The 10,704-nt window shown below is 68.7% G+C and carries 6 protein-coding genes and 1 pseudogene; 4 read left to right on the forward strand and 3 right to left on the reverse strand.

The window, feature by feature from the left end; translation table 11 throughout:
* The first annotated feature begins 362 nt into the window (after positions 1–362).
* Together AB0P06_RS36095 and AB0P06_RS36100 are read left to right on the forward strand one after the other, a co-directional pair.
* Positions 363–2,351 (forward strand): AAA family ATPase, encoded by a 1,989-nt coding sequence (locus tag AB0P06_RS36095; RefSeq protein WP_363615100.1) that lies wholly within the window; start codon positions 363–365, stop codon positions 2,349–2,351.
* Positions 2,338–4,206 (forward strand): ATP-dependent helicase, encoded by a 1,869-nt coding sequence (locus AB0P06_RS36100; protein ID WP_363615102.1) that lies wholly within the window; start codon positions 2,338–2,340, stop codon positions 4,204–4,206. Before AB0P06_RS36095 ends, AB0P06_RS36100 begins: the two co-directional genes overlap by 14 nt.
* Before the next feature lie 116 nt (positions 4,207–4,322).
* Here the strand turns inward: AB0P06_RS36100 and AB0P06_RS36105 are convergent, their stop codons facing one another.
* Positions 4,323–5,543, reverse strand: a complete 1,221-nt coding sequence (locus tag AB0P06_RS36105) for an IS256 family transposase (RefSeq protein ID WP_363615104.1) — start codon at positions 5,541–5,543, stop codon at positions 4,323–4,325.
* Between the two features lie 359 nt (positions 5,544–5,902).
* Here AB0P06_RS36105 and AB0P06_RS36110 point away from each other — a divergent pair, with 359 nt between their 5' ends.
* Positions 5,903–7,054, forward strand: coding sequence for an HNH endonuclease (locus AB0P06_RS36110; protein ID WP_363615106.1), 1,152 nt, complete (start codon positions 5,903–5,905; stop codon positions 7,052–7,054).
* A gap of 185 nt (positions 7,055–7,239) precedes the next feature.
* Here the strand turns inward: AB0P06_RS36110 and AB0P06_RS36115 are convergent, their stop codons facing one another.
* Both AB0P06_RS36115 and AB0P06_RS36120 read right to left on the reverse strand, forming a co-directional pair.
* A complete protein-coding gene (locus AB0P06_RS36115; RefSeq protein ID WP_363615108.1) occupies positions 7,240–9,723 on the reverse strand; it encodes a Helicase associated domain protein in 2,484 nt (827 codons plus the stop codon).
* A 108-nt stretch (positions 9,724–9,831) separates the two neighbouring features.
* Positions 9,832–10,104, reverse strand: coding sequence for a hypothetical protein (locus AB0P06_RS36120; protein WP_363615110.1), 273 nt, complete (start codon positions 10,102–10,104; stop codon positions 9,832–9,834).
* Positions 10,105–10,444: 340 nt separating this feature from the next.
* Here AB0P06_RS36120 and AB0P06_RS36125 point away from each other — a divergent pair.
* Positions 10,445–10,704: pseudogene (locus AB0P06_RS36125) on the forward strand (hypothetical protein); the annotation flags it as partial.

A 10,704-nucleotide genomic window follows, 5' to 3' on the forward strand; every position in this document is an offset into this window, starting at 1 on the left:
GCCCTCGGCATGCCCAACATCCGACGGCAGCCCCGCGACCTTCGACACAGGGATCACCCCAGATCAGCCGACGCGAACCGAAACACGGAGGTTAATGCCCATCGACGGCGCCGAGGGCGGCTCCGTCGTTCCCGCCATCGCCCCATGACCGGGGCTCCCGCTGCGTCCGCCGGTACCCACGGCGGCGAAGAAAGCCCAATCGTGGTACGTGGAGTGGTCGATGGAGCACTGCAGGAACGCCCCCGAGCCTCCTCCGCCATCGGGAGCCCTGAGAAGAACATCGGACATCGGGAAACCGCCCACCACCGGGACGGCCCTGGAATGATGAATCACCACATCGCAACAGATCGGCAAGGGGACGAATGGGCCTGCACATTTCGAGGATCGAGATACGCAACTTCCGCAACTTCCAGCACCTCGTCATCGACGACTTCCCTGCCCACGCCGTGATCGTCGGCGAGAACGGCGTCGGCAAGTCGAATCTGCTGGAAGCGGTCCGCCTGGTCCTCGACCCGTCTCTGTCCGATGCCCGGCGCATACTGCGCGAGGAAGACATCTGGGAAGGGCACCCCGCAGGCCTTGCCGGCGGAGCCGAAGTGATCATCGTGGTCGAGCTGCGAGGCTTTGACGACGATGCTGACGCCAAGAGCATCCTGTCCAGCGCCATGGTGGACTACGACCCATACGTAGCCCGGCTGACCTACCGCTTCGCCCCTCGAACGGAAGTGGCAGCTGCTGAGGGCTCCCAGGTGCAGGCCACCGGCCGGCCGCTTACCGCGAAGGACTACGACGTCGTCGTCTTCGCCGGCGACCGGGAGACCAACGACGTGCGCGCCATCCGCCGCGAAGTGGCCCTGCGCGTCCTCCCGGCCCTGCGTGACGCCGAAGGAGACCTGCACAACTGGCGGCGCAGCCCGATGCGGGATCTCCTCGAACGGCTTCCTCTGGACCCCGTGAACCTGGAAGCCACCGCGTCGGCGATCGCGACCGCTGTCGACCAGCTCACCAAGGACGGCAACGTGGTCAAGCTGGAGGGGCACCTTACGGACCGGCTGGGAGCGATGTTCGGGCCGCGCCTGGCGGTCCAGCCCACCCTCGGCTTCGCCTCCTCCAAGCCGGACGAACTGATCCGCGCCGTACGCCTGTTCTTCGACACGGCTCGCCGCAGGAGCATCTCCGACACCAGCCTTGGCAGCGCCAACGTCATCTACCTCGGTCTGCTGCTCGAAGCCCTCAGCCAGCAGCGAATAGACGAGGAATTCATCGCCACCCTGGTCGCCGTGGAAGAACCCGAGGCCCACCTCCACGTCACCCTCCAGCGGCACCTCTTTCGGTACCTGCTGCGCACAGGGCCGTCGCTCATCCTCACCACCCACAGTCCGCACATCGCCGCCGTCGCCCCGGTCCGCTCCTTCATTGTCCTGCGCGCCACAGAGAACGGCACGACCGGAGCCACCACAGCCGCCCTCCCAGTCAGCAGCAAGGAAGCCGCGGACCTGGAGCGCTACCTCGACGTCAGCCGCGCCGAAGTCCTCTTCGCCTCCGCCGTCGTGCTGGTCGAAGGACTGGCCGAGCTGTACATCCTCCCAGCTCTGGCCGAAGCCGCCAGCTTCGACCTCGATGCCTACGGCACCGTGGTGGCCAGTGTCCACGGCACCGACTTCAAGCCCTACCGGGCGCTCCTGGGCCCGAAGGGCCTCGACACCCCCCACGTGGTCATCACCGACGGAGACGCCGCCCGCGACAAACGCGATGTGCGGGAAGCCGGCCTCAAGCGAGGCGCGAAACTCCACCCCGAGGCAGCCCGCCGCACGACCCTCCTGGCCCAGATTGCCGCCCTGCCGGAAACCGGCGCAGCCGACTACCGGACGACCCGCGATCCCCTCGCCTCAGAACTCCAGGACCTCGACATCTACGTCGGCGCCCAGACCCTAGAAACCGACCTGTGCTCCATGTTCGGCGAGGAGATTGTCCAGGCCTTCAAGGAGCTGAACGGCAACACCACCGCGATCGACGACGTGAGCCGCGGGGTCGCCAACGAGCTGGCCACGATCATCGACCCCGAGCTGCGGAAGAAGATGCTCAAGCGGATCGGTGACCTCGGCAAGGGCCGTTTCGCACAGCGCCTCGCCGAGCACATCGCCCAGGTCGACCTGGGCGCCCGGATCCGCTCCGAAGCTCAGATCGAGGACGATGTCCCGCTGGACGAGCACGCCCTGCGCCGCCTGGGCACGGCTTCCTACCTCTTCCTGGCCATGGAACGCATCAGCCTCGCGGCCCGCGGAACCTCGCTGGTCACCGGCCCCACGGCGCCGCCAGCCAACGGACAGGGCAGTGATGCAGGTCAGTGACACTCTTCTCGCGGAGCTCGACAGTCTGCACGCTAGGCAGCGGACCGCCGTTTTCCACGACAGCAACGTCGTCCTGCGAGCCGGGCCCGGAAGTGGGAAGACGCGCACCCTCGTTGCCCGGATCGCCTACGTGCTCCAGACCCAGATCTCGGCCTTCCGCGGCGTCGCCTGCATCACCTACACCAACGCGGCGGCCGAGGAGATCCGCCGCCGCGTTCTCCGCAGCGGCGTACGTGCCGAAGGGCGCATCACCTGCTCCACCGTGCACGCCTTCTGCCTGAACGAGATACTGCGCGCCTTCGCACATCTGACCGGGCAGCCGGCGCCCCAAGCCGGACACGTCCTCAACAAGGCGGCCACCGAAGCGCTCCTGCAGCGCTGCTTCGACCAAGTCGGCATCGCCGAGGTCCTCGCCCAACACCGCATGCCCCAGAGCACCCGAATCCGCCGAGCCCTGGCCTGCAACGAGAACCTGGACAGCTTCGACCCGCGGGAAGTCCAGGCAGCACGCCTCTACGAGGAACAGCTCACCCTCCGAGGCGTGATCGACTTCGAGGCCATGGTCACCCGGGCCGTGCACCTCGTCAGGGAGCACGCACACGTCCGCGACCTCCTGCGCGCCCGCTTCCCCCACCTCGTCGTCGACGAGTACCAGGACCTCGGCGGAGTCCTCCACGAACTCGTCCTCGCACTGCGCGACCTGGCGGGCATCACCATCTTCGCCGTCGGGGATACCGACCAGGCCGTCTACGGCTTCACCGGAGCGGACGCCAAGTACCTGACCGAACTGGCAGGCCGTGCAGACTTCCGCGACCTTGAGCTCGAAGTCAACTATCGCAGCGGCCAGGACATCATCACCGCCGCCGAAGCCGCCCTCGGACTCCCCCGAGGCCGCCTCGCTCGCGAAGGCGCACCTCCAGGCGATGTCAACCTCGAACAGGTCGAGGGAGGCATCCAAGACCACGCCCGGGTGGCCTGCGACCTTGTCGAACAGGCGCGCAACAGGGGCATCAGCCCCGAGCGGATCGCCATCCTCTACCCCGCTCGCGGTCTCCTGCTCGACGTCGTACGCAACGAACTCACTCGACGCCAACTGGACTTCCGACACGAGGGCGACGACAAGCTGCCAGCAGGCAGTCTCTCCCGCTTCGTCCAGCAGTGCGCAAGCCGCGCTGTCACCAACTACCAGATCCACGCCGCATCCGGCACCGACCGCGCCGACATGCTGCGCCGGACGCCAGCACCGTCCCTGGCCGCTCTGGCCCGCGCCCTCACCACGCTACGCACTGAGGCCCACCTCGCGCCGCCTCCCTCGCGGCTCTTCTTGCCCAGAGCCCTGCAGCTGTGCCTCGACCCTCAGGAGCTCTACCCAGCGGAGGCTCCAGCCGCCGCCTGGCTGGAGAAGTTGCGTGCCAGTTTGGCTCTCGAGGAGGTAGCCGCAGGACACCCCGACCAGGACAACACGAGCAGCCTTGACGTACTAGCCAGCCTGTGCAGGTCCAAAAATCTTGCGCTGCAGGATCTCTCGCGCGGTGAGGAAGTCGTCGGGAAGGTCCTGCTCGCTACCTACCACGCAGCCAAGGGCCGAGAGTTCGACACCGTGATTCTGCCGGGCCTCCTTCAAGGCATCATTCCGCGTGATGTACCCGCCGGGACGAAGTGGCGGAGGCCGACGGAGACAGAGCTCGCAGAGCAGAGACGCACCTTCTACGTCGCTCTCACCCGAGCTGAGTCGACCGTGACCATGATCGTCGGCCCCGGGTACGAGACCAAGAGCGGATACTGGATATCTCACGGGCCCTCAACCTTCGTGATCGAGATGGCGCGGCGTCTCTCCCCTAGGGAACAAACCTGAGCACAATGGGCGTGTCCAGCCCAGTTTGGGCCGCGGGGTCGGGCGCAAGTACGACGATGCCGTGCTCGTCATCGGGTCGCGTCCCATGAAGTGGTGTAGTGGTCGTAGACCAACGGTCATGAAGTAGGCGGGAGTTCGCTCCGGCCGTGCTGGTTGGGGTAGATCTTCTCCATGCTGGCCTCGGGCAGGTAGCGGCGGGGGAAGGCGATCCATTCGTCGTGCATCTCGAAGAGCACGGCGGTGACCAGCCGTAGGAGTGCGTCGTCGTTGGGGAAGACCTGGACGACGTCGGTGCGGCGTTTGATCTCGCGGTTGATCCGTTCCAGCGGGTTGGTGGACTGGATCTTCTTCCAATGTCGTTCGGGGAAGGCGGCGAAGGCGGTCAGGTCGTCCTTGGCCTCCAGGAGCATCTGGCTGACCTTGGGGAACTGCTTGCCGAGCATCTCGGCGACGGTGTCCAGTTGGGATCGGACTGCGGCCTCGGCCGGTTGGGCGAAGATCGTGCGGATGGTCGCGGCGACCATCTCGCCGGCGTCCTTGGGGATGACCGCGAAGGTGTTGCGCAGGAAGTGGACGCGGCAGCGCTGGTAGGCGGCGCCGAGCATGACTTTGCGGATCGCCTTGACCAGGCCGCTGTGGTGGTCGCCGATGACCAGCCGCACTCCGGTCAGGCCGCGTTCGCGCAGGGAGCGCAGGAACTCGGCCCAGAACAGCTCGGTCTCGCTGTCGCCGACCATCAGCCCCAGTACTTCCCGGCCGCCGTCCTCGGTGATGCCGGTCGCGACGACCACGGCCCGGGAGACGATCTGGTGGTTCACCCGGGCCTTGCAGTAGGTCGCGTCCAGGTAGACGTAGGGGAAGCGGGTGTGGCCCAGGGGCCGGTCGCGGAAGGCGGTGAGCTGTTCGTCCAGGTCGGCGCAGATCCTTGAGACCTCGCTCCTGGAGATGCCGGTGTCCGCGCCGAGGGCTTTGACGAGGTCGTCGACCGAGCGGGTGGACACGCCCAGGACGTAGGCCTCCATGATGACCGCGTAGAGGGCCTGGTCAATGCGGCGGCGTCGCTCCAGCAGGCTGGGGAAGAAGCTGCCGGTGCGGACCTTGGGGATGGCGAGCTCCAGGTCGCCGGCCTGCGTGGTCAGGGTCTTGTCGCGGTGGCCGTTGCGCCAGGTGGTGCGGCCCGCGGTGTGCTCGCCCGGCTCGGCGCCGATTCTGGCGGTCGCCTCGGCCTCGATCAGCTCCTGCAGGAGCCGCTGGGCGAGGGGCCTGATCAACTCGATTCCGTCTGCCGTACGCAGTGACTCCATGAGGCGGAGTAGGTCAGACTGGGACAAGGCCATCGCGCACCTCTCACTCAACGAGCATGCCTACTCGGAGAGTTGCGCGATGGCTCCTCTATGACCAGGGGTTACGTCAAGATCCCTGCTACACCATTCGGCGGGACACCATCCGTCATCGCCACCTTGTTGGAACTGCTGGCCCGAGCACGGCCCGCTCGGACTCCTCTGCTGGCGCTACGGCCTGTTACTCCCTTACCGACGCCGTCAGGCCGTGCTGCACCTCGACGGCCCATCCACAAGTCAGGCTGCCGCGCCCGCCTGGGACCCAGCCCAAGGACGCTGCGCAGGTAGTTGCGGACGGTGGGCACCTGGGGATCGGGCTGATGCTGGTGTCAGACCCCCGCTCTACCGTCGGGCGCATGCGACATTCCCTGACGGATGCTCAGGCCCGATGGGCGATCGACGAAGTCCGGTCCGGCCGGATGACGCAGACCGCCGTCGCCGCCGCGCTCCAAGCGACCCTGTCCCGGATCAACCAACTCGTCAACGGGAAGACGTACCGGCACCTGCACGGCACTGCAGGCCAGCGGATCACAGACGGAGGCAAGCTGTACGGGCTGGCGGAGACGCCGGAGACCCGCCGCTACCGGGAGGCGAGGTTCTGGGACCGGGTCGACATGACCGCTGGCCCTCACGCGTGCTGGCCGTTTAAGGGCGTCACTGGCAACCGGTACGGATTGACCGCAGCTGGCCAGAACCTCGCCGGTTCCACTTGCTCGCATGTCGTCGCCTACACCCTTGCCTGCGGCCTTCCGGCCGCGCCCGACAGGAAGGTACTGCTGCGACACCTGTGCGACTTCAAGCCCTGCTGCAACCCCGCTCACCTACGCCCCGGAACCAAGGGCGAGAACAACGCCGACACCTGGCGCGCCCGCAAGGAGGGGTACACCGGGGCGCGCGAGGTCGCTGATCCGGAGCCGCCCCCGACGGGAGGGTGGAAGATCATTAGCGGAGAGCTGGCAGTGATGCTCCGAGCGTCGGACGAGTCTCGGTTCTGGGCGCGTGTCGATTGCCGCGCAGATGACGAGTGCTGGCCGTGGATCGGCCGCACCCGCAACCACTTCGGGTATGGACAGATGCGGTGGGAAGGCTTCCAGACCGCGCTCGCCCATCGCATCGCCTACGCCATTCACCATGGTCTGAGGCTCAAGGAGATACCCAGTACGACGGTCATCATGCATAAGTGTCCGGACCCGGAGCTGCGGAACAACTGCAACAACCCCAGGCACCTGCAGGCCGGCACCTCTGCTGAGAACATCGCCGACAAGGCGATCCATGGGACCGACTGCCGAGGGGAAACACATCACCTGGGCAGACGATATCCCGATGCTGTGATCCGCAAGATCCGCGAGCGGTACTGGCTGGTACCAGAAGTCGAACGCCCCACGATTACGTCCCTCGCCAACGAGATCGGCGCGACGGTGACGGCGGTGTCGAACTGGCTCAAGGGCGACAGCCGCAAGGAAGCGGGCGGCCCGACCGGACCACACCGGCTGACCGGGTCGTCCTAATCGGCCCGCCAGTACTGGGCAGCAGTGTATCGCGACAGCTACGCGCGGCAGGCCCCGAGCGCCAACAAAAAGGGGTGCAACGCGGCCTGTGTTGCGCCCCTGACCTGGGCATCCACATCCCCCGGAGGGCGGCCGGGCCGCGTTGCAGAGGGTGTGTTGCACCCCGCGCCCCGGCCCGCGTCCGGCTACTCCCAGCGCATGCCCAGCTCGGTGAGCCGGGCGGCGCGGGCGGCGGGAACGGCGGCGCGCCTGCTGCGGCTGTTGGCGATGAACAGGCCCAGGCTGACCTCCACGGTGGTGCCGTCGGCCAGCAGCAGCGTCTCCTTGTGCTTGCGCGGCACGTTCAGGTTCCCCTCCCGCTCCCGGTACTGGGCGGCGGTCGCCAGGTTCCGCTGCTCCTTCTCCGCGTGCGTCACCTTCGCGGCCGGCTTCTGTTCCGGTGCCAGGGGTTCGAGTCCGAGGACGTGCTCCAGTGCCCACTGCTGGGCCGGGACGAGCTTGTCCCACCCGGCCTGCTGCGCGCGGGCCCACCCGGCCAGGTCCTCGCCCTGGACGATGATGCTGCCCGGCTCGGCACCGGCGAGCGTCCCGCCGGCCTTGATGTGGTGCCAGGCGAGGATGAAGCACCGCCGCCACTCCACCGGCCAGGCCGGGCACCACCCCGCGTCGATCTCGTCGAGGGCGGCCTTGCGCTCGGCGCTCAGCGCGCCGGTCCAGTCCAGGCCCTGCTCGCCGGCCTCGGCCCGGCGCTGGAGCGCCTCGGTGCGCCGCTGGGCGGTTCGCAGGTTCTTCATGATGGTCCCGACCGGCCGCCCGCCCCAGACGGCCTCGTTGGGCGGGCAGGCGTGCCCGTGCTCGGCCGCGTACCCGGCCACCGCGGCCAGGTTGTCGGTGAACGCCGTGTCGAACGCCGACCACACCATCCCGAGCGCGTCCAGCTCCTTGACCCGCTCGGCGTCCAGCACGTCGGCCGCCTTGTACCGGCGCTGGTCGGCCACCCACACCCCCAGCCGGTGCCCGGACGGCGCCCGGTAGGCGTACGGCACCTTCACGTCCCCGAACGCCTCCCGGTAGGCCAGCAGTTCCTCCAGGCCCCGCCGGAACTCCGCCCGCTCCGGCTCCAGCACCCGGGTCCGCACGAACGCCGCGATCACCGCCGGATCCCGCTCGCTGGAGAACTGGAGCAGCTGCGCCTCCCCGCTGGCGGACCGCAGCGCGTCCGGCTCCCCGGCGTGCTTCGGCTCCCTCGGCGGCCGCGTCTCGGACTGCGGCATCGCCAGCCGTTCCACGGCGGCCGCGTCGTGCGCCCGCAGCGCCATCAGCAGCTTGGACAGGCCGTCGTAGGCCCGAGAGGTCAGCAACTGGCTGCCGTTCTCACCGGCGCCGAGCAGGACGGGCACGACGATGGTGGCTACCTTCCCGCTGCCCGGCTTCATCCGCAGCGCCCGCCCGACGGCCTGGACCAGGTCGACCATCGAGCCGCGCACGTCCGCGAAGAACACCGCGTCGCAGTCGAAGGTGTCCACGCCCTCGGACAGCACCTTCACCGAGGCCAGGATGTACCGCAGCAGCCGCCACCCGTCGTCCCTGACCAGCGACGCGAACGTGCCCAGCACGGCCCGCCGCTCGGCGGAGGTGTGCTCGGCCTCCAGCCACGTCGTCCCGATCAGCGCCGGGTCCGGGTGCAGCGCCGGGTCCGGGTGCAGCGCCGGGTCCTGTTCCCACAGCACCCGCGCCACCTCCGGCAGGCCGGTGCTCAGGGCCCGGGCCTCGGCCACCATGTGGTGGAAGGACAGCACCCGGGAGAGGTCCCACTCCGAACAGGCGGTCAGCAGCGCCGTCTGCAAGGCCGCCAGCCGGGCCCCCCGGTACTCCACCGACCGGTCACTCGCACCCCGCTGCTCCAGGCCCTGGAGGACGGGGTCGGAGACGTCCACGCACAGGATCCGGTACGGGGCGATCACCCCGTCCGAGATCGCGGTCCCGAGCGGGTAGTCGTGGGCGATCGGCCCGTACAGCGCCTCGTCGTCCATGCTGGCGATCAGCTCGGCCGACTCGATCCCGGCCGCCGCCGCCCGCTCCCGATCCGACTCCTTCACCGCCCACAACCGAGCGGTGGCCGTCATGAACAACCTGCGGTCACAGGGGATGCGGGCGTTGTCCAGGATCGCCGCCCACGGCCGCCCGGCCTGCCCGGACGTCCGGTGCGCCTCGTCCACGATCGCGAGCGAGAAGGCCGGCAGTCCGGCCTGGTGGGCCTTCTCCAGGTGGCCCAGTCCCAGGCTGGCGTAGGTGGCGAACACCGTCACCTTCCCCGGACCCGCCGTCCACTTCACCAGCTCCGCCGGGTCGGTGGTGCAGCGCAGGCCCACGGGCTGCTCGTTGCCCACCAGCGAGCAGAGCCCGACCATCAGCCCGCCGTGGCCCTCGCGCTGCCAGACCTCGACCGTCTGCTCCAGCAGCGGCAGCGAGGGCACGATCACCAGCGTCCGCTCCGAGCGGAGCCGCCCGGCGACGTGAACGGCCGTCAGCGACTTGCCCGAGCCCGTCGCGGCCCGGATCTGGCACCGCAGCCCCTCCGGCGGCACCAGACCCGACGCCGGAGGCGTCAGAAGTCGTACTGCCGCGTCGCACGCCTCTTCCTGGTTCAGGCGCAATTTCTTCGCCATAATGACTGTCTCCCTTTTCCGGAATTCATGCGACGCGACAGGAAAGCCGCTACGGTCTCTTTCGATGGCGTTCCGCTATTCGGTTGGCCCGTTTCCAGCAGTGCCAGATCAGCCTTCGGGCTGCCAGGGGCCCCGCCCGCTGTGCAGGTCATCGGCCAGCTCGTCGTGCAGCGCGTGGGCGCACTTCGTCACCCACTCACTCAGCTCGGCCACCCGCTCGAAGTGGGCAATCAGGAGGGGCCCGGCGATGGCGAAGCTGTGCGGCTCCTGCTCCATGTCGTCGGCGATGCCCGGGAACATCCGCAGCACCCGCCACAGATCAACCGGCGCCGCCTTCTCCGGCTCCGGCAGCTCAATACCGTCAGCGTCTCGTACGATCACAGCACTCACCATCCATTGAGGAGTCACATCCGGGCCCTTTCAAGAGGTCCAGACCCAGCCGATCCAGCGGGCTCCAGAGCCGCACGGAGCCTGTCCAACAATCCAGAGTCTAGCGGGCTGCTGTCTTTGATGCACGAGAACGGGCGAAGCCCGCCCCACCATCACCCCAACGAGTGACCCCACCCCATGACCACCCATCACCCAACCACCCACTCAAGGCGCGAAGCCCCCCACCCACCACCCCAGCCAGCCCGGGCGAAGCCCGGCACCACTCCCCACCCCACCAAGGGCCGAAGGCCCCACCCTGACACCCACCCAAACTCCGCAGCGAAGCGCGGAGTTGACCCACCACCACCCACGCCCGCGCAGCGCCCGCTACCCCCGCCCGATCGGGCGCAGCCCGATCCGGCCGGCGCAGCCGGCCCGCTGTCCGCGCGCAGCGCGGGCCAGCTCTCGGCGAAGCCGAGGGCCCCGCTCCGAAGGAGCGGGCAGTACCGGCGCCAAAGCCGGGATGGCCGAGCGGGTCGGGCTGTACGAGGGCACGCTGGACGCCGGTCCGCTGCCCGGCGGCGGGTTCCGGGTCCGCGCCGTCCTCCCGCT

The sequence above is a fragment of the Kitasatospora sp. NPDC088351 genome (genome assembly GCF_040685575.1).
Classification (GTDB): domain Bacteria; phylum Actinomycetota; class Actinomycetes; order Streptomycetales; family Streptomycetaceae; genus Kitasatospora.

Coding starts and splice junctions, on each gene's coding strand:
- AB0P06_RS36095 (WP_363615100.1), top strand. CDS start 363: ATGGGCCTGCACATTTCGAGGATCGAGATACGCAACTTCCGCAACTTC.
- AB0P06_RS36115 (WP_363615108.1), bottom strand. CDS start 9,723: ATGGCGAAGAAATTGCGCCTGAACCAGGAAGAGGCGTGCGACGCGGCA.
- AB0P06_RS36110 (WP_363615106.1), top strand. CDS start 5,903: ATGCGACATTCCCTGACGGATGCTCAGGCCCGATGGGCGATCGACGAA.
- AB0P06_RS36105 (WP_363615104.1), bottom strand. CDS start 5,543: ATGGCCTTGTCCCAGTCTGACCTACTCCGCCTCATGGAGTCACTGCGT.
- AB0P06_RS36100 (WP_363615102.1), top strand. CDS start 2,338: ATGCAGGTCAGTGACACTCTTCTCGCGGAGCTCGACAGTCTGCACGCT.